This is a genomic window from Klebsiella grimontii (genome assembly GCF_900200035.1).
Taxonomy (GTDB): domain Bacteria; phylum Pseudomonadota; class Gammaproteobacteria; order Enterobacterales; family Enterobacteriaceae; genus Klebsiella; species Klebsiella grimontii.
In genome coordinates this window covers 153,007-176,803 of record NZ_FZTC01000052.1, presented here as the reverse complement: position 1 = coordinate 176,803, position 23,797 = coordinate 153,007, and the positions used below count along the sequence as shown (strand labels likewise).

The following is a 23,797-nucleotide window of genomic DNA, read 5'->3' as shown; positions in this document are numbered from 1 at the left end:
AGAAGTGTGCGGTAGATCACGCTTTGTTCTACGCCTTCAGCTCGAGGTTTCTGCTTTAACTATTTGACCTGGCGCATTAAAACCATTTTAACCGCTTCGTATTGCGCCAAAAAATTCGGAGATTTCGTTTTGCAACAAAATCTAAATTTCCGGGCGCTTTAGCAATAAAGCCATTACTCCCACGCGGCTTCCAGCATCTCCAGCAGTTGCTCGCTGGTCAGCATGACCGGGTTAGCCTTCATCGATGATGAACTGCTGGCGGCGAGGGCCGCGGGTTCCAGCGCTTCGCGGGGGACGCCGAGCTCGCGCAGGTTGCCCAGCCCGGCGCGCTGGCTCCACTCGCGCAGGCTCTCCCAGGCGTTGTTCGGGTCGACGTCCAGCCCCGCCGCCAGCCACTGGCGTACGTCGACAAAGCGCTGGCGGATTTTTTCGTCGCTAACCTGGGTTTCATTGAGCGCCAGGCCGAAGGGAAGCAGGCTGCCGCAAAGCGCGCCGTGGGCGGCGTTGCTCAGACCGCCTAAGGGGCCTGCCAGACCGTGAATCACGCCGAGGCCGGCGTTGGCTAACGCCAGTCCGCCGCACAGGCTGACCCATGCCATCTCATCGCGGCTATCCGGGCACTCTTTTACCATCAGCGTTCTGAGCGCTTTGATGCCGCGCGGGATCGCCTCCCGGCAGAGCGCGTCGGTAAACGGATTGGCGCGGGCGCACAGCCACGGCTCAATCACCTGGGTGATGGCGTCGAGACCGGAGGCTAAGGTCACCGCGCGCGGCGCGTTGTCGGTGAGCGACGGGTCGATAATCGCCAGATCCGGCAGCATGCGGTCATCGCGCAGGCTGACTTTACGCTGCTGTTCAGGGACGTTGATCACCGCGTTCTTTGTGACTTCCGCCCCGGTACCGGCCGTGGTGGGAATGGCGACGAACGGCAGCGGATTGGCCTCTAACAGGCGCCCGGTGCCCACCACTTCCAGATATTCAATCGCGGGTCCCTGAGCGGGCACCAGCGCCGCAATGGCTTTGCCCGCATCAATGACCGCGCCGCCGCCGAGGCTGACCACCGCCCCGACGCCTTTTTCCTGCGCCAGACGAACGCCCCGTTCAATGTCCTGCAGGCTGGGTTCATGGGCGATAGAGAGCGTAGTGACGTGCAGCTGGCGCGCGTGGAGTTCGCTTAACAAAAACTCTGCGCGCGTCAGGCTGGCGCCGTGAACCAGCAGTATCTGTGCGCAACGTCCGGCGAGCCAGGGCGCAGCGCTACAAGTAAGGCCGCGCCCAAAGCGGATATTGCCCGGCGTTAAAACGTTAAAAGAGGTCAGCATGTCGGATAACCTGTTCTGGAGAAAAATCCTGCAATCCACTATACACATTATCCGGGTGTACATGCGTCGCCGATGCAGTATTGTGAAACAACCATCTCTTTTGATTGAGGAATTGCTGACAATGCTAAAAATACTGGGCAAACGCTCATCAATTAACGTGCGTAAAGCGCTGTGGACCTGCGAGGAAGCGGGACTTGAGTATCAGCAGGAGGATTACGGCAGCGGGTTTCAGTCCATCGAGACGCCTGAGTTTCGCGCCCTTAACCCGAACAGTCTGGTACCCGTGCTGCTGGATGACGACTTTGTGCTGTGGGAGTCGAACAGCATCTGCCGCTACCTGGCGCGCAAAGCCGGGCGGGAAGACCTGCTCCCCACGGCGCCGCGGGCTGCCGCCGAGGTTGAGCACTGGATGGACTGGCAGGCAACGGAATTTAACACGGCCTGGCGCTACGCCTTTATGGGGCTGGTGCGCAAGGACCCGCGCTTCCAGGACCCGGCGGCTATCAAAGAGAGTATCGCCGCCTGGACCCGCTGCGTGCAGATCGTCAATACGCAGCTGCAGCAAACCGGGGCATGGGTCGCCGGTAGCGAGTTTACGCTGGCGGATATTGTCCTTGGCCTGTCGGTGCATCGCTGGAAAATGACGCCGTTCGCCCATCCTGAAATGGCGGAAGTGGAGCGCTGGTATATGGCGCTGAATCAGCGGCCGGCGTTTAAGCGCCACGGCAATAATGGCGTGGCGTAGAGATAAAAAAAGAAGCTCCTGAGAGCTTCTTTTTCATGCGTGGTGCGCGTCTTAGCGCATGGTCACAAACTCTTCCGCGGCGGTTGGGTGGATAGCCACGGTATTGTCGAAGTCTTTCTTGGTTGCGCCCATTTTCAGCGCCACCGCGAAGCCCTGCAGCATCTCATCCATCCCGAAGCCGATACCGTGAATACCGACAATCTTCTCTTCCGGGCCGACGCAGACCAGCTTCATGCGGCACGGCTGGCGGTGTGAGGTCACGGCGGTATACATGGCGGTGAAAGAGGATTTATACACCTTCACCGCTTCATCGCCGTACTGCTCGCGCGCCTGCGGCTCAGTTAAGCCGACGGTGCCGATAGGCGGATGGCTGAACACCACGGTCGGGATGTTGCTGTAGTCCAGATGTTCGTCCGGCTTGTTGTTAAACAGACGCTCGGAGAGACGACGGCCTGCGGCGACGGCGACCGGGGTCAGCTCGACGGCGCCGGTATTATCGCCCACGGCGTAAATACCCGGAACGTTGGTGTTCTGGAATTTATCGACCACGATATAGCCTTTATCGTTGGTTTTTACCCCGGTAGCGGCGAGGTTGAAGTTATCAGTCGCCGGTTCGCGACCGATCGCCCAAATCAGGCAGTCCACGGTCTGGCTGCGGCCGTCTTCCAGTTCCAGGGTCAGGCTGCCGTCGGCATTTTTAACCACCGCTTGCGGAATGGCGTTGGTGTGCAACTGCGGGCCTTCGGCGTTCATCACCTCAACCAGCGTTTCCACAATCAGCGGATCGAAGCTACGCAGCGGCGCGTGTTTACGCACGAAAAGGTGCGTCTCCGCGCCCAGGCCGTTAATCACGCCCGCCAGCTCAACGGCGATATAGCCCGCGCCGACAACCGCAACGCGTTTCGGCAGCGCCGGCAGTTCGAAGAAACCATCGGAATCAATGCCGTATTCGACGCCGGGGATATTCGGATGGCTCGGGCGTCCGCCGGTGGCGATCAGAATATGATCGGCGGTTATCGTCTCGCCGTTCACTTCGATGGTTTTCGCATCGACAAAACGGGCGAAGCCTTTAATCACGTCGACCTTATTTTTGCCCAGCACGTTATCGTAGGAGGTGTGGATACGCTCGATATAGGCGCTACGGCTGGCGACCAGTTTATCCCAGTCGAAGTGATTGATCGTGGTATCAAAACCGTAATCCGGGCCATACAGATGGATAGCTTCGCGAATCTGCGCCGCATGCCACATCACTTTCTTCGGTACGCAGCCGACGTTTACGCAGGTACCGCCCAGGTCTTTCGCTTCAATCAGCGCGCACTTCTGGCCGTACATAGCGGCACGGTTAATGGAGGCGATACCGCCGCTGCCGCCGCCAATGGCGATATAGTCATAATGCTTGCTCATGAGTCTTATCCTTAATGTCTGATTGGCGCGATTGTATACCTGAAATCAATAGTTTCCACCGATGACTGCGATTACTCAGGCACGATCCAACTGACGGTGGTATGGCCGATGCCGGTCGGCACCAGCTTTTTATGCAGCCACGGCAGAACGTTGTTCATCTGCTGCTCCAGCTTCCACGGCGGGTTGATGACGATCATCCCGGAAGCGGTCATCCCGCGCTGGTCGCTGTCCGGGCGCACCGCTAGCTCGATTTGCAGAATTTTGCGAATGCCGGTGGCCTCTAACTCTTTGATCATGCGCTTAATCTGCGCCCGCAGCACCACCGGATACCACAGCGCGTAGGTGCCGGTGGCAAAGCGTTTGTAGCCTTCATGAATACCGGTCACGACCGCCTGGTAGTCGCTTTTGATTTCGTAAGGCGGGTCGATCAGCACCAGCCCACGGCGAGAAACCGGCGGCAGCTTAGACTTCAGCTGCTGATAGCCGTCGGTTTTTTCAACCCGGGCGCGGTCGTCTTTCTGAAACTCGGCGCGCAGCAGCGGAAAATCGCTCGGGTGCAGTTCGGTCATCTGCAGGCTGTCCTGCTCGCGCAGCAGCTGGCGGGCAATCAGCGGCGAGCCGGGGTAGTAGCGCAGCTGGCCGCTACGGTTGAAGTGCTGAACGACGGAGACATACGGCTCCAGCTCGGCGGGCAGGTCATCCTGCTGCCAGATGCGGGCGATGCCTTCGAGATATTCACCGGTACGTTCGGCGTGTTCGCTGCTCAGCTGATAGCGGCCAGCCCCGGCGTGGGTGTCCAGATAGAGAAACGGTTTTTCTTTCTCTTTGAGCGATTCAATGATCAGGCTCTGAACGGTGTGTTTAAGAACGTCGGCGTGGTTGCCTGCGTGAAAGCTATGACGATAACTGAGCATGGATACGGTGATTCCGGGATTTAGACAAGATTACCGATAGTTTACCGCAGATCGGCCTGGATTACCGCCGCGCTGTTTCCATTCCGCTTAAAGCGTTGCAAAACATAACCGTGTCATAAAAGCGTCAAACAGAGAGGCTAGCGTCACGTACAGGCAAGGTAATTGTTTGAATAAAAGGAAAAATAATGAAAATGCAAATCACGCTTCTCGCAACGGCGCTCGTGCTGGCGCTGCCGGTACTGGCGAAAGAGGTCCCTTTGAACCAGGCGGCAACAATGGCCAACGCCGTGACGCCAGCCGCCGCCAGCCCGGCGTTTGACGCGCTGGAGAGCCAAAGCCTGTCGCAGCTGCGCAACGCGCTGAAGGGCGATGCGGCGACCCTGACTCGCGACCAGCTTGAACACGCCAGACAGAATAAAACCCAGGCGGATACCGCGTGGCTGAAGGCCAGCGGGTACGACTTTCAGACCAAAGCCAACCAGCAGGCAGGAATCGAGCTGCTCTCGGCGTTCACTGCGCTGCCGCAGGCGGTGATTGAGCAAAATCTGGCGACGGTCACCGCCATTAACCGCGATGCCGTACAGACCTCCCGCCATCAGGCGCTGGCGGATGCCGAGGGCATCAGCTATCTCTACTTCCTCAGCGATGCGCTGGGGCCGCGCCTCGGTAAAGCGTTCCTCGCCGCCTACGACAAAGGCGAGCTCGGTAAGGCGGCGGCGCTGATCAAAGCTTCTGAAGTGAGTACCGGGGCGGCGAAAAAGCACTTTAACAACCCGCGTCCGTTCCTGATTCAGGGCAATACCATCCATCTGGTGCCGGACGATGTGGTCGTTAAGGACAATAAGCCCTATACCGCAGACGGCGGCTCGTTTCCAAGCGGGCACACCAATACAGGCTATACCGACGCTCTGCTAATGGCGGAGATGATCCCGGAGCGCTTCGATGCGCTGGTTACCCGCGGCGCTCGCTATGGCTATTCGCGCATCGTGCTGGGCGTGCACTATCCGCTGGACGTGATGGGCTCGCGGATGGTGGCGCAGCGCAACGTCGCCCACTATTTGAATGACGCGAAGTATCGCGGGCTGTTTAATGAGGCCCGCGACCAGCTGCGCGCCGCGCTGGAGAAGGAGTGCGGCACGACGCTGGCGGAATGCGCGAAGATGCCTGCGAAAGACGATCCGTATCGCGACCCGGCGATGAAGGCGTTTTATCGTTTCACCATGACCTACGATTTGCCGCAGCAGAAGGGCGAAAAACAGAGCCTGAAGGTGCCGCAAGGGGCTGAAGTGCTGCTGGAGGCTGCGCTGCCGAATCTGTCCGCCGCGCAGCGTCGGGCGCTGATGGTCAAAACGGCGCTACCCGCAGGGTATCCGCTCTCCGGTGAGAATGACGCTCAGCAGTTCTGGCAGCGGCTGAATCTGCCGGCGGCGTATCAGATGGCGAATAAAGCGCATTAAACCTGAAGCAGTCCGGCAACGTCCCGGAGGCGGCGCTTGACGCGCCTTGTCCGGGCTACTGGTCCGCAGACGGTGGTGAGCTCGTAGTCCCGGTAAGGCGCGAGCCGCCGCCGGGCGGTTTTATGCGGGCGTACCGGATGAGGTTGGTTTAAGGCCGATCTAGCTCTCTTTGGTGGATTTTACCGCAGGCAGAGCGCGATTCATCGGCACCGGCAGCCAGGCGCGAATTAATAATCCGCCGCGTTCGCTGGAACCAAGTTCCAGCTTGCCGTTATGGTTATCGATGATGCGCTGAACGATAGCCAGGCCGAGGCCGGTTCCGCTAATCGTACGGGCGCTATCGCCGCGCACGAACGGCTGAAACAGATGCTCGCGCTGCTCTGGTTTAATCCCCGGACCGTCATCTTCCACCTGGAACCAGGCCCGGTTTCCCTCGCTGCCGCTGCTGACTTTAATCCAGCCGTTGCCGTAGCGGGCGGCGTTAACCACCATATTCGCCAGCGCGCGCTTGATGGAAAGCGGATGCACGCGCAGCGGGATCTCGCCCGGCTGCAGATCGGTGGCGATTTCTCGCTCGTAGCCGCTCTCCGCCGCAATCACTTCCCCCAGCACCGCGTTAAGGTCCGTCAGCTCCATCGGCATCTCCTGACCGGTGCGCAGGTAGTCGATAAACTGCTCAATAATGGCGTTACACTCTTCGATATCTTTATTAATCGATTCGGCGAGATAGCCGTCCTCTTCGCCCATCATCTCCGTCGCCAGACGAATACGCGTGAGAGGGGTGCGTAAATCATGGCTGACTCCGGCCATCAGCAGCGTACGGTCGTCCGCCAATTGCTTCACGCCAGCCGCCATATGGTTAAAAGCGCGGGTCACCGACCGCACTTCCGATGCGCCGTATTCGCGCAGCGGCGGGGGAATAATGCCTCGCCCGACCTGCAGCGCCGCGTGCTCCAGGTCGACCAGCGGTCGGTTCTGAATACGAATAAAGAGCCAGGCGCCGCCAATCGCCAGCAGCATGATGGCCAGGGTGTAGCGGAACAGCGGCGAGAAGTCGCCCTGGTGGATTTCGGTCAGCGGTACGCGCACCCAGATATTGGGGGAGAGCCAGGTTTTCAGCCACACCACGGGCGAGCTTTTATTCACTTCCACCCGCACTTCGGTCGGCCCGCCGAGCTGGTGCGCCATCTGCTGACTTAAGAATTCATAATGCTGCGCCCAGCGCAGGCCTGCGTCTTCCGCCGCTTCGTTGGAATAGAGCGAAATGCCCAGCTCGCGATAAATCTCGCGGCGAAACGCCGGGGGCACCACCAGTTGGGTGCCGTCTTCCAGCTGCAGTTTATCGGTCATCAGCATACGCACTTCGTAGGCCAGAACCTTATTAAACTGCTGGAGACTGGGCAGGATCGCGAAATTCAGCACCACTAAATAGGTCGTCACCAGGCTGGCGAACAGCAGGGTGACGATCAGTAACAGGGTGCGGGCAAACGAGCTTCGCGGCGAAAAGCGCACGCGTTTCATGCCTTAGAGCCGTCCGGGACGAAAACGTAGCCCAGGCCCCAAACGGTCTGGATATAGCGTGGATGCGCCGGGTCTTCTTCCACCATGCGGCGCAGACGGGAGATTTGTACGTCGATGGAACGTTCCATGGCCGAATATTCACGGCCGCGGGCGAGGTTCATCAGCTTATCGCGGGATAATGGTTCGCGCGGATGGCTCACCAGCGCTTTCAGTACCGCGAATTCACCGCTGGTCAGCGGCATGGGTTCATCTTCACGGAACATCTCGCGGGTGCCGAGGTTCAGCTTGAACTTACCAAAGGCGATCACCGCCTCTTCCTGCGAAGGCGCGCCCGGCAGTTCATTAGCCTGGCGGCGCAGCACGGCGCGGATACGGGCCAGCAGCTCGCGCGGGTTGAACGGTTTTGGGATGTAGTCGTCGGCGCCGATTTCCAGGCCCACGATACGGTCAACTTCTTCCCCTTTCGCCGTGACCATGATGATCGGCATCGGGTTGCTCTGGCTGCGCAGGCGGCGGCAAATGGACAGGCCATCTTCGCCCGGCAGCATGAGATCCAGCACCATCAGGTGGAAGGATTCACGAGTCAGCAGGCGATCCATCTGTTCAGCGTTCGCCACGCTACGAACCTGGAAGCCCTGCTCGGTCAGATAACGTTCGAGTAGCGCGCGCAGGCGCATGTCGTCATCGACAACCAGAATCTTATAATTCTCTTGCATTGTTTATACTCCCAAAGGTTCACTGCAATTGTCAGTACGTATTCTCAAAAAAGCCCGGGTCGCCCACCAGCGAAATCTGGTATATATTCCAGGCTAAATTGTTACAAAGCATATTTAACAGCAGCTTAAGTATACATTTAAGCATAAGACACATTATTTATCCTGTTGCTATGATGACGTGCGACGAATTGTGCGCAGCATTGCACAAAGATTTGTAATCAGGAGCCGGAACCTTCGATGAAAACGCCGCTGATCACCCGTGAAGGGTATGAAAAACTGAAGAAAGAGATGGACACCCTGTGGCGCGAAGAACGTCCGGAAGTTACCAAAAAAGTGACCTGGGCGGCGAGCCTTGGCGACCGCAGCGAAAACGCCGACTATCAGTACAATAAAAAGCGCCTGCGTGAAATCGACCGCCGGGTGCGCTATCTGACCAAATGCCTTGAGCAGCTGAAAATCGTCGATTATTCGCCGCAGCAGGAGGGGAAGGTTTTTTTCGGCGCGTGGGTGGAAATTGAAAACGATGCGGGCGAGACGAAGCGCTTTCGGATTGTCGGCTACGATGAAATCTTTGGCCGCAATGACTACATCTCCATTGATTCGCCAATGGCGCGCGCGCTGCTGAAAAAAGAGGTCGGCGATTTAGCTATCGTTAACACGCCCGCGGGCGAGGCGGCCTGGTATGTTAATGAAATTGAATACGTCAATTAAGCCCGGAACATTCCGAGAGGCTTGGGTCGTGGCTGGCATTTTACCGTGTCAGTCCGTATAACTATCCCCCTGATTTTTGATCCTAAAGATGAATTAAACCGATGATGAATGATTCGCTCTGCCGCATTATTGCGGGTGAACTTCAGGCCAGGGCTGAACAGGTAGAAGCTGCCGTTCGCCTGCTTGATGAAGGGAACACCGTGCCGTTTATCGCACGCTATCGTAAAGAAGTCACCGGCGGTCTGGATGACACGCAGCTGCGTAATCTGGAAACCCGCCTGGGTTATCTGCGTGAACTCGAAGATCGCCGTCAGGCAATCCTGAAGTCCATCGGTGAACAGGGCAAACTGACCGAGGCGCTGGAAAAAGCCATCAACGGGACCTTGAGTAAGACCGAGCTCGAAGACCTCTACCTGCCGTACAAACCGAAGCGCCGCACCCGCGGGCAGATCGCCATTGAGGCCGGGCTGGAGCCGCTGGCCGAGCTGCTGTGGAACGAACCGTCTCACGACCCGGAAACCGAAGCCGCCAAATATATCGACGCGGATAAAGGCGTCGCGGACAGCAAGGCCGCCCTCGACGGCGCGCGCTATATCCTGATGGAGCGCTTTGCGGAAGACGCCGCCCTGCTGGCGAAAGTGCGCGACTATCTGTGGAAAAACGCCCACCTGGTGGCGACCGTCGTCAGCGGTAAGGAAGAGGAAGGGGCGAAATTTCGCGACTACTTCGATCATCACGAACCGATCGCCACCGTGCCGTCGCACCGCGCGCTGGCGATGTTCCGCGGCCGCAATGAAGGCGTGCTGCAGCTCTCTTTAAACGCCGACCCGCAGTTCGACGAGCCGCCGAAAGAGAGTCACGGCGAGCAAATCATTATCGACCATCTCGGCCTGCGCCTGAACAACGCCCCGGCGGACAGCTGGCGTAAGGGCGTGGTGAGCTGGACGTGGCGCATCAAGGTGCTGATGCACCTCGAAACCGAACTGATGGGCACCGTACGCGAACGTGCGGAAGATGAGGCGATTAACGTCTTCGCCCGCAATCTGCACGACCTGCTGATGGCCGCTCCGGCCGGGCTGCGCGCCACCATGGGCCTCGATCCGGGTCTGCGCACCGGCGTGAAAGTCGCCGTCGTTGACGGCACCGGCAAGCTGGTGGCTACCGATACCATCTACCCGCATACCGGGCAGGCCGCTAAAGCGGCGGTGGCGGTTGCCGCGCTGTGTGAAAAGTACAACGTTGAGCTGGTGGCGATCGGCAACGGTACCGCTTCGCGTGAAACCGAGCGTTTCTTCCTCGACGTGCAGAAGCAGTTCCCGAAAGTGACCGCGCAAAAGGTTATCGTCAGCGAAGCGGGCGCGTCCGTGTATTCCGCCTCCGAACTGGCGGCGCTGGAGTTCCCGGATCTCGATGTTTCCCTGCGCGGCGCGGTCTCTATCGCCCGTCGTCTGCAGGACCCGCTGGCCGAGCTGGTGAAGATCGATCCGAAATCCATCGGCGTCGGCCAGTATCAGCACGATGTCAGCCAGACCCAGTTGGCGCGTAAGCTGGACGCGGTGGTGGAAGACTGCGTGAACGCCGTCGGCGTCGACCTGAATACCGCTTCCGTCCCGCTGCTTACCCGCGTCGCCGGTCTGACCCGCATGATGGCGCAGAATATCGTCTCCTGGCGCGATGAGAACGGTCAGTTCCAGAACCGTCAGCAGCTGCTGAAGGTGAGCCGTCTGGGGCCGAAAGCGTTTGAGCAGTGCGCGGGCTTCCTGCGCATCAACCACGGCGACAACCCGCTGGACGCCTCAACCGTGCACCCGGAAGCGTATCCGGTGGTGGAGCGCATTCTGGCGGCGACTCAGCAGGCGCTGAAAGATTTGATGGGCAACAGCAGCGAGCTGCGTAATCTGAAAGCCGTTGATTTCACTGATGATAAATTCGGCGTGCCGACGGTAACCGACATTATCAAAGAGCTGGAAAAACCGGGCCGCGACCCGCGTCCGGAGTTTAAAACCGCCCAGTTCGCCGATGGCGTAGAGACCATGAACGACCTGCTGCCGGGAATGATCCTCGAAGGCGCGGTGACCAACGTCACCAACTTCGGCGCGTTTGTCGATATCGGCGTTCACCAGGACGGCCTGGTGCATATCTCTTCCCTGTCGAATAAGTTCGTTGAAGATCCGCACACGGTGGTCAAAGCGGGCGATATCGTGAAGGTCAAAGTGATGGAAGTTGACCTGCCGAGGAAGCGTATCGCGCTGACGATGCGTCTGGACGAACAGCCTGGCGACAGCAACGCGCGCCGCGGCGGCGGAAACGATCGTCCTCAGGGCAACCGCCCGGCGGCGAAGGCCGCTAAACCTCGCGGTCGCGAGGCGCAGCCAGCGGGCAACAGCGCGATGATGGACGCGCTGGCGGCGGCAATGGGTAAAAAACGCTAATCTCTTTCCGGCCCCTTTTCTGAGGGGCCGTTTCTTCTCTGCTCTTCGCCATATTGCGCAAACAAGCATCAGTATTTTCTTATAACCTCTTAATAAGCGCGAATTACGGATAATGAGATTATTATTTTCATTTCGTTAACCAATGACACCTTTATTAAACATTCGCTAAGCAGAAATAATGATTCTCTCTACGGTCGTGACAAAATAGAGTTTGCTCAATATCAACAAATGCTCAATTTCCTGTTTAAAAAAAGAATCGAGCGCATTATATGTATTGATGATAAAAACTATTCTCATTATCATTATTTCCATTGAGTGTTTTTTATTCTTCGTTGGCTATGGTCCCTGGCACCGCGTCTGCGGCGCATAGGGGAAAACTCTCTTTCGGTTGGCGATACACAAGTAGGTCCTATGCAATTCACACCTGATAGTGCGTGGAAAATCACCGGCTTCTCCCGCGATATTAGTCCGGCATATCGGCAGAAGCTGCTGTCCCTCGGGATGCTGCCGGGTTCGTCTTTTAACGTGGTTCGCGTGGCGCCGCTCGGCGACCCTATTCATATTGAAACCCGACGCGTTAGCCTGGTATTACGTAAAAAGGATCTTGCGTTAATTGAGCTGGAAGCGGTTGCACAATAATGCCTGACCGGCACTAAGAGTATGAATATGAAAAAATTAACCCTTGGTTTAATTGGTAATCCAAATTCCGGGAAAACAACGCTGTTTAACCAGCTCACCGGCGCGCGCCAGCGTGTCGGGAACTGGGCGGGGGTGACCGTTGAGCGCAAAGAGGGTGGCTTCAACACCACCGATCATCAGGTCACGCTGGTAGACCTTCCGGGCACCTATTCCCTGACCACCATCTCCTCGCAAACCTCGCTGGATGAGCAGATTGCCTGCCACTATATTCTCAGCGGCGACGCCGACATGCTGATAAACGTGGTCGATGCGTCCAATCTGGAGCGTAACCTCTATCTGACGCTGCAGCTGCTGGAGCTCGGCATCCCCTGCGTGGTCGCGCTGAATATGCTCGATATCGCGGAAAAACAGAACATCCGCATCGATGTCGACGCGCTGGCCGCCCGCCTTGGATGCCCGGTAATCCCGCTGGTTTCCACCCGCGGGCGCGGTATCGAAGCCTTGAAAATGGCTATCGACCGCCATCAGCAAAATCAGGATATTGAACTGGTGCACTATCCGCGGCCGCTGCTGCGGGAGGCGGACAAGCTGGCGGAGATGATGGCCACGGACATTCCGCCGCGCCAGCGCCGCTGGCTGGGTTTACAGATGCTTGAAGGCGATATTTACAGCCGCGCCTTCGCCGGAGACGCCGCCCACAAGCTGGACGTAGCCCTGGCGCACCTGAGCGAAGAGCTGGATGACCCGGCGCTGCACATCGCCGATGCCCGCTACCAAAGCATTGCCGCCATTTGCGATGCGGTCAGTAATACCCTCACCGCCGAACCCAGCCGCTTTACCGCGGCGATGGATAAAGTGATCCTCAACCGCTTCCTCGGCCTGCCGGTCTTCCTGTTCGTCATGTATCTGATGTTCTTACTGGCGATTAATATTGGCGGCGCGCTGCAGCCTATTTTTGATGCCGGTTCCGTGGCTATCTTTATTCACGGTATACAGTGGATTGGCTATACCCTGCATTTCCCGGACTGGCTGACGGTATTCCTCGCCCAGGGGATTGGCGGGGGGATCAATACCGTGCTGCCGCTGGTGCCGCAGATCGGCATGATGTACCTGTTCCTCTCTTTCCTTGAAGACTCTGGCTATATGGCGCGGGCGGCGTTTGTGATGGACCGCCTGATGCAGGCGCTGGGTCTGCCGGGGAAATCCTTCGTGCCGCTCATCGTAGGTTTTGGCTGTAACGTCCCGTCGGTGATGGGCGCGCGTACGCTTGATGCGCCGCGCGAGCGTCTGATGACCATTATGATGGCGCCGTTTATGTCCTGCGGCGCGCGGCTGGCGATTTTCGCCGTCTTCGCCGCCGCCTTTTTCGGCCAGAACGGCGCGCTGGCGGTCTTCTCCCTGTACGTGCTGGGGATCGTGATGGCGATTGCGACCGGACTGATGCTGAAGCATACCATTATGCGCGGCGAAGCTTCGCCGTTCGTGATGGAGCTGCCGGTGTATCACGTTCCGCACGTGAAGAGCCTGCTTATCCAGACCTGGCAGCGCCTGAAAGGCTTCGTCCTGCGGGCGGGTAAAGTGATCGTTATCGTCAGTATCTTCCTCAGCGCGCTGAACAGCTTCTCGCTGAACGGTAAGATCGTCGATAATATCAACGACTCGGCGCTGGCGTCGGTCAGCCGGGTGATTACCCCGGTGTTTAAGCCGATTGGCGTACATGAGGATAACTGGCAGGCGACCGTCGGCCTGTTTACCGGCGCGATGGCGAAAGAAGTGGTGGTGGGGACGCTGAACACCCTCTACACCGCCGAAGATATCCAGAACGAAGCGTTTAATCCGCAGGCGTTTAGCCTCGGCGATGAGCTACTGGCCGCGGTGGATGAGACCTGGCAGAGCCTGAAAGACACGTTTAGCCTGAGCGTGCTGGCGAACCCCATCGAAGCCAGCAAGGGCGACGGCGAAATGGCAACCGGCGCGATGGGCGTCATGGGCAGCAAATTCGGCAGCGCCGCCGCGGCGTACAGCTACCTGATATTCGTTCTGCTCTATATTCCCTGCATCTCGGTGATGGGGGCGATTGCCCGCGAGTCAAGCCGCGGCTGGATGATGTTCTCGGTCCTGTGGGGGCTGAATATCGCCTATTCGCTCTCTACGCTGTACTACCAGACCGTCAGCTTTAGCCAGCATCCGCGCTATAGTCTGGTGTGCATTCTGGCGGTAGTGCTGTTCAATATCGTGGTCTTTGGCCTGCTGCGCAGAGCGCGTAGCCGGGTGGACGTCTCGCTGCTGGCGACGCGCAAAACGCCGTCGTCCTGCTGCCAGAGTCCGGCTGGCGATTGTCACTAAGGAGCGATAATGGCGTCGTTAATTGATGTGCGCGATATGCTGGCCCTGCAGGGGAGGATGGACGCAAAGCAGCTCAGCGCCCGCCTGCAAGCGCCGCAGCCGTTGATCGACGCGATGCTGGGTCGTCTGGAAGCGATGGGTAAAGCGGTCAAAGTAACCGAAGATGCCGATGGCTGCCTCTCCGGCAGCTGTAAAAGCTGCCCGGAAGGCAAAGCCTGCCTGCGGGAGTGGTGGTCGCTGCGCTGATGGGTATGTAAAGGCTGGTTTCCCCGGATTGCGGCTAACGCCTTATCCGGGCTACGAGAGACAGTCTGGTAGCCAGGGTAAGGCGTTTACGCCGCGACCCCGGAGATTCGACCACAGATTGGTACGGTTTGGGGTGGGTAGCCCGGACAGGCGCAACGCGCCGCCTCCGGGAACTTGCTGCGGCATATACCGCAAGCGGGTCCCGGGACCCGCTTTCTGGCTTACTTGTAGACGTCCGCGTTAGCGTGAACCGTTTTCTCGTTCTTCTCGCCTGCAATCACCACGAAATAGGTGCCGCCCAGCTCATCCGCTTTTTTCGACAGATCGCGCTTTGCATCCATCGGAGAGGTCGTTCTTGAGGTGGTAATCGAACCGATTTTGGTCAGGTTCATCTTAGCCACTTCGTCTTTTTGAATTTCCTTGGCGGCGAACGCGCCGAAGGACAGGGAGCCAATCACCAGAGATGCAACAATTCCTGTAACAAATTTCATAGCCTCTACTCTCCATTAGGTTGTTTTTTTTAGGTCACGGGTCCGGCGTGAAATAGTCAACCCCCGCAACAACCTAAGTATTGCTGCACCCTGCGTTTTTACCACGTCCCGCTATAAAAATTTATCGAACTCACGCTTCAGCTCAATCAGAGGAGCGCAAAACGCCTGCGGATGTGAAATGAACGGCGCGTGGGCGGCCTTATCGAAAATCATCGACGTGCTTTTTGGCCACAGCGCATCGAGAATCGGGATGATTTTACGCGGCACCAGGCCATCCAGGCGACCGTACAGGCGCAAAAACGGCACGTCGAGGGTGGTCAACGCCTGACGTAAATCGGCGGTCTTAAGGATCTCCAGCCCGCCGTTTAAAACCTCCGGCGACGGCATCGGTAGCGACAGCACCGTGCTCTTCAGCGCTCTCGCGTCCTGGCGCGCGCTTTCGGTACCCATGGTTTGCAGCGCCAGAAAGCGCTCGACGGTGCGCTGAAAATCTTCGCTCAGCTGCTGTTGAAATCCGCTTAGCACCTCGGGCTTGATGCCGGGCCAGCTGTCGTGAGCGCTAAAGCAGGGGGAAGAGGCGACGGTGACCAGCGCCTGCACGCGCTCGGGATGCGTTATTGCCGCCTGGCTGGCTACCAGCCCGCCGAGGCTCCAGCCAAGCCAGATCGCGCGGTCCGGCGCTTGCTCCAGCACCCGTTGCGTCATCTCCTCCAGCGACATTGCGCCAAAGCCGCCGCTGCGGCCATAGCCCGGAAGGTCGACGAGGTGCAGCGTAAAATGCGAGGACAGCTGCGGCGTAATGCAATCCCACACCCCGGCATTCAGCCCCCATCCGTGCAGCAGCACAAGATGACAATTTCCTTCGCCCGTAGTCTGCCACGCCAACTCTTTCATCAGTTACTGTTCTCTTTCCACCACAATGAGGGGAAATATGCTAACAGCACACAGCTTATGCTGGCTATGCCAAATGCCGCTGGCCATTGCCCGCTGGGGGATCTGCTCGCGTTGCGCGTCTGCGCTGCTGGATTCTGAACCGCTTTGCCCGCAGTGCGGCCTGCCGGCTCGGTCAGACGCGCTGCCCTGCGGGCGCTGCCTGCAAAAACCGCCGCCGTGGCAGCGGCTGGTGGCGGTCAATGACTATCGTCCGCCGCTGAGCGGCCTGATTCACCAGTTGAAATTTACTCAGCGGCCCGAGCTGGCCCCGGCGCTGGCGCGTCTGCTGCTGCTGCGTATACGCCAGCGTCGGGATCTTCCCCGACCGGACCGGATCATTAGCGTACCGCTCTGGCAGCGGCGCCAGTGGAAGCGGGGGTTTAATCAGAGCGATCTGCTGTGTCGGCCGCTATCCCGCTGGCTGGGCTGCGCCTGGCGTAGCGATGCGCTGACCCGTCGGCGCCGTACCGCCACCCAGCATCAGCTCAGCGCCAGATTGCGTAAACAGAACCTGAAAAACGCCTTTCAGCTTGAATTGTCGCTACAGGGCCACCATATCGCCATTGTGGATGATGTCGTCACCACCGGAAGCACCGTCGCCGAGATATCCCGCCTGCTTTTGCGAAACGGCGCCGCGACGGTTCAGGTATGGTGTATATGCCGTACCTTGTAGACCCCTGCTGATGGGCGTATTATAACCCAGTAAAATAGTCAACTATTAGGCCAACGCTATGATCCGTATTTCCGATGCTGCACAAGCGCACTTTGCCAAACTGCTGGCAAATCAGGAAGAAGGGACACAAATTCGCGTATTTGTGATCAATCCCGGCACCCCTAACGCCGAGTGCGGCGTGTCCTACTGCCCACCGGATGCGGTGGAAGATTCCGATACTGCGCTGAAGTTTGAACAGCTCACCGCGTATGTCGATGAACTTAGCGCGCCGTATCTGGAAGACGCTGAAATCGATTTTGTTACCGACCAACTGGGCTCCCAGCTGACGCTGAAAGCGCCAAACGCCAAGATGCGCAAAGTGTCCGACGATGCCCCGCTGATGGAGCGCGTCGAGTACCTGCTGCAGTCGCAGATTAACCCGCAGCTGGCCGGGCACGGCGGGCGCGTCACGTTGATGGAAATCACCGAAGATGGCCTGGCGATCCTGCAGTTCGGCGGCGGCTGCAACGGCTGTTCGATGGTCGACGTGACGCTGAAAGAAGGGATCGAGAAGCAGATGCTGAACGAGTTCCCGGAACTGAAAGGCGTACGCGATCTGACTGAACACCAGCGCGGCGAGCACTCCTACTACTAATTATCCGCCCGGCTGCCTTTGCGCGGCCGGGCGGCTCCCCCTATGTTACCGAGCAACATTCCCCGCTAAGCGACCCGGCAAAAACCCGGGAAAGAGTATGACTTAAGTCTCATATTTGAAATTTTCACCGCCCAGGTGATTCTCAAACTTCATATGTTACCCGTATCATTCACTTCAGGCGCCACAGATAAAAAAATAGCCAGCTATCCTTTCTCTGGGTAAGGATAAAGCCAGCTTCTACGGCGTCAGACATTTTTTGTTCCGCTCGGAACGGATGAAGTCAATGTTGAAACTATGACGTTACCCATAACAAATTAAGGCCAGGTAAATCATGCCATTAGTCATCGTTGCTATCGGGGTTGCCCTGTTATTGTTGCTGATGATCCGTTTCAAGCTGAACGGGTTTATCGCTCTGGTTCTGGTGGCACTTGCCGTCGGGCTCATGCAGGGCATGCCTCTGGATAAAGTGATCGTATCCATTAAAAACGGCGTTGGGGGAACCCTCGGCAGCCTCGCGCTGATCATGGGCTTCGGCGCGATGCTCGGTAAAATGCTGGCGGACTGCGGCGGTGCGCAGCGTATCGCCACCACGCTGATTGCCAAATTTGGTAAACAACATATTCAGTGGGCGGTTGTGCTCACCGGCTTTACCGTCGGCTTCGCCCTGTTCTATGAAGTGGGCTTCGTGCTGATGCTGCCGCTGGTCTTTACCATCGCGGCATCCGCCGGTATCCCGCTGCTCTATATCGGCGTCCCGATGGCGGCCGCGCTCTCCGTGACCCACGGCTTCCTGCCTCCGCACCCGGGCCCGACGGCGATTGCCACTATTTTCCATGCCGACATGGGCAAGACCCTGCTGTTCGGTACGATTCTGGCGATCCCGACGGTTATCCTCGCGGGCCCGGTTTATGCGCGCTTCCTGAAAGGTATCGATAAGCCGATTCCGGAAGGGCTGCATAACCCGAAAACCTTCACTGAAGAAGAGATGCCGGGCTTTGGCGTCAGCGTCTGGACCTCGCTGGTCCCGGTTATCCTGATGGCGATGCGCGCCGTGGCCGAGATGGTTCTGCCGAAAGGCCATGCCTTCCTGCCGATTGCTGAATTCTTCGGCGACCCGGTGATGGCGACGCTGATCGCGGTACTGATCGCGATGTTCACCTTCGGTCTCAACCGTGGTCGTTCAATGGAGCAGATTAACGATACGCTGACCTCCTCGATTAAAATCATCGCCATGATGCTGCTGATCATCGGCGGCGGCGGCGCCTTCAAGCAGGTGCTGGTCGATAGCGGCATGGATAAATACATTGCTTCTATCATGCATGAATCCAATATGTCCCCGCTGTTTATGGCGTGGTCGATTGCCGCGGTACTGCGTATCGCCCTGGGTTCCGCCACCGTTGCGGCTATCACCGCGGGCGGTATCGCCGCGCCGCTGATCGCCACCACCGGCGTGAGCCCGGAACTGATGGTTATCGCCGTGGGCTCCGGCAGCGTTATCTTCTCCCACGTTAACGATCCGGGCTTCTGGCTGTTTAAGGAATACTTCAACCTGACCATCGGCGAGACCATTAAGTCGTGGTCGGTACTGGAAACCATTATCTCCGTGTGCGGCCTGGTAGGCTGTCTGCTACTGGGGATGGTGGTATAAGCTGCTTGTCAGCCTAAAACGGGCCGGGTCGCCGCGATGCGAACCCGGCTTTTTTATGCGCGATGGCCACCACGGCCAGACTTATCGCAGTAATACCCGCCTGCGCGCGGCGCCTGACATTGAAATTCACCCAACTATCCCCCATTCTAGATCTCATGCTACAGCGCGGGACGCGCGCTTCATTCACCCTATTCAACAGGACTGCGCATATGACCAATCCATTACTGACGCCTTTTTCATTACCGCCATTTTCTGCAATCAAACCCGAGCACGTGGTCCCCGCGGTCACTAAAGCGCTGGATGACTGCCGGGCGGCGGTAGAGCGCGCGGTGGCGCAAGGGGCGCCGTATACCTGGGAAAATCTTTGCCAGCCGCTGGCGGAAGTGGACGATGTGCTGGGGCGTCTTTTTTCTCCGGTCAGCCACCTGAACTCGGTTAAAAACAGCCCGGAGCTGCGCGAAGCCTACGAACAAACCCTGCCGCTGCTCTCCGAGTACAGCACCTGGGTTGGGCAACATGAAGGTCTGTACAAAGCGTACCGCGACCTGCGCGACGGCGATCATTACGCCACCCTGAATACCGCGCAGAAAAAAGCGGTCGATAACGCGCTGCGTGATTTTGAACTCTCCGGTATTGGCCTGGCGAAAGAGCAGCAGAAACGCTACGGCGAAATCGCCGCCCGCCTGTCCGAGCTGGGCAATCAGTACAGCAACAACGTGCTCGACGCGACCATGGGCTGGACCAAGCTGATCGCCGATGAATCCGAGCTCTCCGGGATGCCGGAAAGCGCGCTGGCCGCCGCGAAAGCCCAGGCTGAAGCTAAAGAGCTGCAGGGGTATCTGCTGACCCTCGATATTCCGAGCTATCTGCCGGTGATGACCTACTGCGACAATCAGGCGCTGCGTGAAGAGTTGTATCGCGCGTATTCCACCCGTGCCTCCGACCAGGGGCCAAACGCTGGAAAATGGGATAACGGCCCGGTGATGGCGGAAATCCTCGCCCTGCGCCACGAACTGGCGCAGCTGCTGGGCTTTGACAGCTATGCCGATAAGTCGCTGGCGACCAAAATGGCGGAAAATCCGCAGCAGGTGCTCGACTTCCTGACCGACCTGGCCAAACGCGCCCGTCCGCAGGGTGAGAAAGAGCTGGCCCAGCTGCGCGCCTTCGCCAAAGCCGAATGCGGCGTTGATGAGCTGCAGCCGTGGGATATCGCTTACTACAGCGAAAAACAGAAGCAGCATCTTTACAGCATCAGCGATGAACAGCTGCGCCCGTACTTCCCTGAAAACAAAGCCGTTAACGGCCTGTTCGAAGTGGTTAAGCGTATTTACGGCATTACCGCGAAAGAGCGTACCGATGTTGATGTCTGGCATCCGGAAGTGCGCTTCTTCGAACTTTATGATGATAAAAATGAGCTGCGCGGCAGCTTCTACCTCGACCTCTACGCCCGCGAACATAAACGCGGCGGGGCATGGATGGATGACTGCGTCGGCCAGATGCGCAAGCTTGACGGTACGCTGCAAAAGCCGGTCGCTTATCTGACCTGCAACTTTAACCGTCCCGTCAGCGGTAAGCCGGCGCTGTTCACCCACGATGAAGTGATCACCCTGTTCCACGAATTTGGCCACGGTCTGCACCATATGCTGACCCGTATCGATACCGCCGGCGTATCCGGTATCAGTGGGGTACCGTGGGATGCGGTCGAGCTGCCGAGCCAGTTTATGGAAAACTGGTGCTGGGAGCCGGAAGCGCTGGCGTTTATCTCCGGCCACTATGAAACCGGCGAGCCGCTGCCGCAGGAGCTGTTGGAGAAGATGCTGGCAGCGAAAAACTACCAGGCGGCGATGTTTATTCTGCGCCAGCTGGAGTTTGGTCTGTTCGACTTCCGCCTGCATGCGGAGTTCAGCCCGCAGCAGGGCGCGAAAATCCTCGAAACGCTGGCGGAAATTAAGCAGCAGGTCGCGTTGATTCCCGGGCCGTCGTGGGGCCGTTTCCCGCACGCCTTCAGCCATATCTTCGCCGGAGGTTATGCGGCGGGCTACTACAGCTATCTGTGGGCCGACGTGCTGGCGGCGGATGCCTTCTCACGCTTCGAAGAGGAGGGGATCTTCAATCGCGAAACCGGCCAGTCGTTCCTCGACAACATCCTTAGCCGCGGCGGGTCGGAAGAGCCAATGGTGCTGTTCAAACGCTTCCGCGGACGTGAGCCGCAGCTGGATGCGATGCTTGAGCATTACGGTATCAAGAGTTAATCCTGTTGTGAAAATTTGTTTAATTGATGAAACGGGCGCCGGAGACGGCGCCTTATCCGTTCTGGCCGCCCGCTGGGGGCTGGAGCAGGACGAAGACAACCTGATGGCGCTGGTGATGACGCCCGAGCATCTGGAGCTTCGCAAGCGCGATGAGCCGAAGCTTGGCGGCATCTTCGTCGATTTTGTCGGCGGGGCGATGGCCCACCGTCGCAGGTTCGGCGGCGGTCGCGGCGAGGCGGTGGCGAAAGCGGTGGGTATTAAAGGCGACTACCTGCCGGATGTGGTCGATGCGACCGCCGGCCTGGGAAGGGATGCCTTTGTTCTTGCTTCCGTGGGCTGTCGCGTGCGGATGCTGGAGCGTAACCCGGTGGTTGCCGCGCTGCTTGACGATGGCCTGGCGCGCGGCTACGCCGATGCGGAAATCGGCCCGTGGTTGCAGGAGCGGTTGCAGCTGATCCACGCTTCCAGCCTGACGGCGCTGACCGATATTACCCCGCGCCCGCAGGTGGTCTATCTCGACCCGATGTTTCCGCATAAGCAGAAAAGCGCGCTGGTGAAAAAAGAGATGCGGGTCTTTCAGTCGCTGGTGGGACCGGATTTAGACGCCGACGGTCTGCTGGAACCTGCGCGTCAGCTGGCAACCAAACGCGTGGTGGTCAAGCGCCCGGACTATGCGCCGCCGCTGGCGGACGTGGCGACGCCCAACGCGGTGGTGACCAAAGGCCACCGGTTTGATATCTACGCCGGAACGGTGATTGAGCCGCAATCCGGGCATGTTTCTGACTGAAATAGCGTGCGCGCTTTCCCCGGGGGCGGCGCTCGGCGCGCCTTGCCCGGGCTACGGGTTCGTGCGGTCTGGCGGTTTTGTAGCCCGGACAGGTGCGTAGCTCCGCCTCCGGGGAAGTTTTAATACACCGCCGCGGGCCGTACAGCACGTTTGCCGCACTCCAGGAATCATTCGAGCGCGTATTGCGCTAGCTCTGTCCTTCGTTAATCACCCGCACCGCCTCTGGTGCCGACAATCTGACGCGTCTGAACGGCGGCGAGCTGATGCTGATGTCCGCCTGGGAAGAGCATCTGGCCGGGCTGCAAAAAACCGGGGCCATCACCTCCCGGCTGTTCCTTAACTGGCCGATCCTCCTCGAAACGCAACAGGCGCTGAGTAAAGCCTCCGGCTCCACGCCGAGGAACAGGCAGGTCAGCCCGGACGTGAAGCGCCCCGACACCGATGTACAGTTTTACGGTAAGGTCTACAGCGCGCAGCTCAGGAAAGAGTTCGTGCGTGAAGTGATGATGCAGTGAAAAATTCCCCTGCCGTGCTGGCAGGGAATGTTTATTTATACAAACGGGGCAAGCGGGTCGGCAGTCTCGAACGCCACCGCTTTATCGGCTTGTGGCGGATAAATCAGCTCGCTGACGATCGACATCTTGAGTTTTTTCGCTTCGGCGCGCGTCAGTTTCACCTGCTGATCCCAGCCCTCGGTGTAAACCGCGCCCCATTCGCCCAGATCCAGACAGGTGACGTACATCTCCTGACGATACGGCAACGGTTCAACGTTCAGCAGGCTTGCAGCCGCGTTATTCCCGGCAAACTTGCCCAGCAGAATCGCGTGCTGGCAGGTCATTAACGCGTGATTACCCTTATCATCGGTGGCGGCATAAGCCACGTCGCCGGTGGCATAAATCTCTTCATGCTCCACAACCTGAAGATTAGCATTCACGTGCAGACGACCCTGACGGTCGCGCGGGGCGTCGATCTGTGCCGTTAAGCCGTTAGCCTGAACGCCAACGGTCCATATGACCGTCTGTGATGCAATCGTCCGACCCTCTTTCAGCGTCACACCAGAGCTATCAACGTTCTCCACTTCGGCATTGACCAGCCACTCGACGCCCAGCTCTTCTGAAGCCTGAATAATCACCTCGCGTAGCTCATCGCTGAAGCGTGAGCCTGGCTGCGGGCCTCGCTCAACTACGACAATTCTGGTCTTAGCAGCGGCGCCGAGAATTGCCCGCAGACGACCCGGTAGCTCCAGCGCCATCTCAATACCGGTGAAGCCGCCGCCGCAGACCACCACGGTATTACGTGCCGTGCTCTCTGGCTGCCGGGCCAGATCTTGCAGATGCTGCTCCAGTACGGTAGCGCTTTCCAGTTGATCGAGGTCGAATGCGTACTCTGCGGCTCCGGCGACCGTACTGCGATTGACCTGGCTGCCGCTGGCCAGCACCAGGCGGTCGTAGCGATGCTGGCGCATTTCACCGTTGGCATCTTTCCAGCTTACCTCTTTGGAGGCCGGAAGGATTTTCTCAACCGTGCCGCGCAGGAAAGTCACCCCGGTGACGTCGAACAGCGGTTGCAGTGGCGCAACCAGCGTTTGAACGGCGCTTTCATAAAAACGCGGGCGCACACGCAGTTCAGGCTGTGGCGCAATCACCGTAATATCAATGTCCTGCTGATTTTTATCCGCCAGACGTGCGGCGCTCAGCGCTGCCCACATACCGGCAAAGCCAGCGCCCACGATCAGAATTTGTTTACGCATTGGAGTTTCTCACTGGTAACGATGAAGAATTTACTCGGATTTTATTGGTCGTAGTTTAGAAATGCAATGTGATTTCAGCTGAACGGATTGCTTTGTGCGTTGTTTTATAATTATCTATTTGATATTTAATTAATTATATATCCAATAATCGTGGCTTGGCTCTGACTGTCTGGAAT

20 protein-coding genes and 1 pseudogene are annotated in these 23,797 nt (G+C 58.3%); 13 read left to right on the top strand and 8 right to left on the bottom strand.

What is annotated here, in order from left to right; translation table 11 throughout:
• Positions 1–173: 173 nt before the first annotated feature.
• Positions 174–1,322, bottom strand: coding sequence for an iron-containing alcohol dehydrogenase (locus KOSB73_RS29265; RefSeq protein WP_098141394.1), 1,149 nt, complete (start codon positions 1,320–1,322; stop codon positions 174–176).
• A 121-nt stretch (positions 1,323–1,443) separates the two neighbouring features.
• Between KOSB73_RS29265 and KOSB73_RS29260 the strand changes: the two genes are divergently transcribed.
• The gene (locus KOSB73_RS29260) at positions 1,444–2,067 is read left to right on the top strand and encodes a glutathione S-transferase family protein (RefSeq protein ID WP_004134265.1); all 624 of its coding nucleotides are present in this window, start codon (positions 1,444–1,446) and stop codon (positions 2,065–2,067) included.
• A 51-nt stretch (positions 2,068–2,118) separates the two neighbouring features.
• Here the strand turns inward: KOSB73_RS29260 and gorA are convergent, their stop codons facing one another.
• Complete coding sequence (gene gorA, locus KOSB73_RS29255; RefSeq protein WP_064343302.1) at positions 2,119–3,471, bottom strand: glutathione-disulfide reductase; 1,353 nt, start codon at positions 3,469–3,471, stop codon at positions 2,119–2,121.
• A 71-nt stretch (positions 3,472–3,542) separates the two neighbouring features.
• Complete coding sequence (locus KOSB73_RS29250; RefSeq protein WP_064410561.1) at positions 3,543–4,385, bottom strand: 23S rRNA (adenine(2030)-N(6))-methyltransferase RlmJ; 843 nt, start codon at positions 4,383–4,385, stop codon at positions 3,543–3,545.
• 185 nt (positions 4,386–4,570) lie between these two features.
• Here KOSB73_RS29250 and KOSB73_RS29245 point away from each other — a divergent pair, with 185 nt between their 5' ends.
• The gene (locus KOSB73_RS29245) at positions 4,571–5,842 is read left to right on the top strand and encodes an acid phosphatase (RefSeq protein ID WP_064410560.1); all 1,272 of its coding nucleotides are present in this window, start codon (positions 4,571–4,573) and stop codon (positions 5,840–5,842) included.
• A 159-nt stretch (positions 5,843–6,001) separates the two neighbouring features.
• On the opposite strand, the gene envZ is transcribed toward KOSB73_RS29245, so the two are convergent.
• Both envZ and ompR read right to left on the bottom strand, forming a co-directional pair.
• Positions 6,002–7,363: a two-component system sensor histidine kinase EnvZ gene (gene envZ, locus KOSB73_RS29240; RefSeq protein ID WP_024359787.1), complete on the bottom strand. Its 1,362-nt coding sequence runs from the start codon at positions 7,361–7,363 to the stop codon at positions 6,002–6,004.
• On the bottom strand, positions 7,360–8,079 hold the full coding sequence (gene ompR, locus KOSB73_RS29235) for an osmolarity response regulator transcription factor OmpR (RefSeq protein WP_001157751.1): 720 nt from the start codon (positions 8,077–8,079) through the stop codon (positions 7,360–7,362). Before ompR ends, envZ begins: the two co-directional genes overlap by 4 nt.
• 237 nt (positions 8,080–8,316) lie before the next feature.
• Between ompR and greB the strand changes: the two genes are divergently transcribed.
• From greB to feoC, 5 genes are all read left to right on the top strand, one after another.
• On the top strand, positions 8,317–8,790 hold the full coding sequence (greB, locus tag KOSB73_RS29230; RefSeq protein WP_082237875.1) for a transcription elongation factor GreB: 474 nt from the start codon (positions 8,317–8,319) through the stop codon (positions 8,788–8,790).
• A 101-nt stretch (positions 8,791–8,891) separates the two neighbouring features.
• Positions 8,892–11,222, top strand: coding sequence for a Tex family protein (locus tag KOSB73_RS29225; RefSeq protein ID WP_024359788.1), 2,331 nt, complete (start codon positions 8,892–8,894; stop codon positions 11,220–11,222).
• Positions 11,223–11,633: 411 nt separating this feature from the next.
• Positions 11,634–11,861, top strand: a complete 228-nt coding sequence (gene feoA / locus KOSB73_RS29220) for a ferrous iron transporter A (RefSeq protein ID WP_004126281.1) — start codon at positions 11,634–11,636, stop codon at positions 11,859–11,861.
• A gap of 27 nt (positions 11,862–11,888) precedes the next feature.
• The gene (feoB, locus tag KOSB73_RS29215) at positions 11,889–14,207 is read left to right on the top strand and encodes a Fe(2+) transporter permease subunit FeoB (protein WP_004134283.1); all 2,319 of its coding nucleotides are present in this window, start codon (positions 11,889–11,891) and stop codon (positions 14,205–14,207) included.
• 9 nt (positions 14,208–14,216) lie between these two features.
• Positions 14,217–14,453: a [Fe-S]-dependent transcriptional repressor FeoC gene (gene feoC, locus KOSB73_RS29210; protein ID WP_004134286.1), complete on the top strand. Its 237-nt coding sequence runs from the start codon at positions 14,217–14,219 to the stop codon at positions 14,451–14,453.
• Positions 14,454–14,674: 221 nt separating this feature from the next.
• On the opposite strand, the gene KOSB73_RS29205 is transcribed toward feoC, so the two are convergent.
• Together KOSB73_RS29205 and bioH are read right to left on the bottom strand one after the other, a co-directional pair.
• On the bottom strand, positions 14,675–14,944 hold the full coding sequence (locus KOSB73_RS29205) for a YdgH/BhsA/McbA-like domain containing protein (protein WP_004134288.1): 270 nt from the start codon (positions 14,942–14,944) through the stop codon (positions 14,675–14,677).
• 111 nt (positions 14,945–15,055) lie between these two features.
• Complete coding sequence (bioH, locus tag KOSB73_RS29200) at positions 15,056–15,838, bottom strand: pimeloyl-ACP methyl ester esterase BioH (RefSeq protein ID WP_004134290.1); 783 nt, start codon at positions 15,836–15,838, stop codon at positions 15,056–15,058.
• Between the two features lie 37 nt (positions 15,839–15,875).
• Here bioH and gntX point away from each other — a divergent pair, with 37 nt between their 5' ends.
• From gntX to KOSB73_RS29170, 6 genes and pseudogenes are all read left to right on the top strand, one after another.
• A complete protein-coding gene (gene gntX, locus KOSB73_RS29195) occupies positions 15,876–16,550 on the top strand; it encodes a DNA utilization protein GntX (RefSeq protein ID WP_004134293.1) in 675 nt (224 codons plus the stop codon).
• Positions 16,551–16,608: 58 nt separating this feature from the next.
• The gene (gene nfuA, locus KOSB73_RS29190) at positions 16,609–17,184 is read left to right on the top strand and encodes a Fe-S biogenesis protein NfuA (protein WP_004126273.1); all 576 of its coding nucleotides are present in this window, start codon (positions 16,609–16,611) and stop codon (positions 17,182–17,184) included.
• A gap of 331 nt (positions 17,185–17,515) precedes the next feature.
• Positions 17,516–18,832 (top strand): gluconate transporter, encoded by a 1,317-nt coding sequence (gntT, locus tag KOSB73_RS29185; protein ID WP_004134706.1) that lies wholly within the window; start codon positions 17,516–17,518, stop codon positions 18,830–18,832.
• A 209-nt stretch (positions 18,833–19,041) separates the two neighbouring features.
• A complete protein-coding gene (gene prlC / locus KOSB73_RS29180) occupies positions 19,042–21,084 on the top strand; it encodes an oligopeptidase A (protein ID WP_004134707.1) in 2,043 nt (680 codons plus the stop codon).
• 7 nt (positions 21,085–21,091) lie between these two features.
• Complete coding sequence (rsmJ, locus tag KOSB73_RS29175) at positions 21,092–21,871, top strand: 16S rRNA (guanine(1516)-N(2))-methyltransferase RsmJ (RefSeq protein WP_098141392.1); 780 nt, start codon at positions 21,092–21,094, stop codon at positions 21,869–21,871.
• A 206-nt stretch (positions 21,872–22,077) separates the two neighbouring features.
• Positions 22,078–22,386 (top strand): annotated as a pseudogene (locus tag KOSB73_RS29170) (hypothetical protein); the annotation flags it as partial.
• Positions 22,387–22,421: 35 nt separating this feature from the next.
• Here the strand turns inward: KOSB73_RS29170 and KOSB73_RS29165 are convergent.
• The gene (locus tag KOSB73_RS29165; protein WP_098141388.1) at positions 22,422–23,621 is read right to left on the bottom strand and encodes an NAD(P)/FAD-dependent oxidoreductase; all 1,200 of its coding nucleotides are present in this window, start codon (positions 23,619–23,621) and stop codon (positions 22,422–22,424) included.
• Positions 23,622–23,797: the final 176 nt, after the last annotated feature.

Coding starts and splice junctions, on each gene's coding strand:
- KOSB73_RS29265 (WP_098141394.1), bottom strand. CDS start 1,322: ATGCTGACCTCTTTTAACGTTTTAACGCCGGGCAATATCCGCTTTGGG.
- KOSB73_RS29260 (WP_004134265.1), top strand. CDS start 1,444: ATGCTAAAAATACTGGGCAAACGCTCATCAATTAACGTGCGTAAAGCG.
- gorA (WP_064343302.1), bottom strand. CDS start 3,471: ATGAGCAAGCATTATGACTATATCGCCATTGGCGGCGGCAGCGGCGGT.
- KOSB73_RS29250 (WP_064410561.1), bottom strand. CDS start 4,385: ATGCTCAGTTATCGTCATAGCTTTCACGCAGGCAACCACGCCGACGTT.
- KOSB73_RS29245 (WP_064410560.1), top strand. CDS start 4,571: ATGAAAATGCAAATCACGCTTCTCGCAACGGCGCTCGTGCTGGCGCTG.
- envZ (WP_024359787.1), bottom strand. CDS start 7,363: ATGAAACGCGTGCGCTTTTCGCCGCGAAGCTCGTTTGCCCGCACCCTG.
- ompR (WP_001157751.1), bottom strand. CDS start 8,079: ATGCAAGAGAATTATAAGATTCTGGTTGTCGATGACGACATGCGCCTG.
- greB (WP_082237875.1), top strand. CDS start 8,317: ATGAAAACGCCGCTGATCACCCGTGAAGGGTATGAAAAACTGAAGAAA.
- KOSB73_RS29225 (WP_024359788.1), top strand. CDS start 8,892: ATGATGAATGATTCGCTCTGCCGCATTATTGCGGGTGAACTTCAGGCC.
- feoA (WP_004126281.1), top strand. CDS start 11,634: ATGCAATTCACACCTGATAGTGCGTGGAAAATCACCGGCTTCTCCCGC.
- feoB (WP_004134283.1), top strand. CDS start 11,889: ATGAAAAAATTAACCCTTGGTTTAATTGGTAATCCAAATTCCGGGAAA.
- feoC (WP_004134286.1), top strand. CDS start 14,217: ATGGCGTCGTTAATTGATGTGCGCGATATGCTGGCCCTGCAGGGGAGG.
- KOSB73_RS29205 (WP_004134288.1), bottom strand. CDS start 14,944: ATGAAATTTGTTACAGGAATTGTTGCATCTCTGGTGATTGGCTCCCTG.
- bioH (WP_004134290.1), bottom strand. CDS start 15,838: ATGAAAGAGTTGGCGTGGCAGACTACGGGCGAAGGAAATTGTCATCTT.
- gntX (WP_004134293.1), top strand. CDS start 15,876: ATGCTAACAGCACACAGCTTATGCTGGCTATGCCAAATGCCGCTGGCC.
- nfuA (WP_004126273.1), top strand. CDS start 16,609: ATGATCCGTATTTCCGATGCTGCACAAGCGCACTTTGCCAAACTGCTG.
- gntT (WP_004134706.1), top strand. CDS start 17,516: ATGCCATTAGTCATCGTTGCTATCGGGGTTGCCCTGTTATTGTTGCTG.
- prlC (WP_004134707.1), top strand. CDS start 19,042: ATGACCAATCCATTACTGACGCCTTTTTCATTACCGCCATTTTCTGCA.
- KOSB73_RS29165 (WP_098141388.1), bottom strand. CDS start 23,621: ATGCGTAAACAAATTCTGATCGTGGGCGCTGGCTTTGCCGGTATGTGG.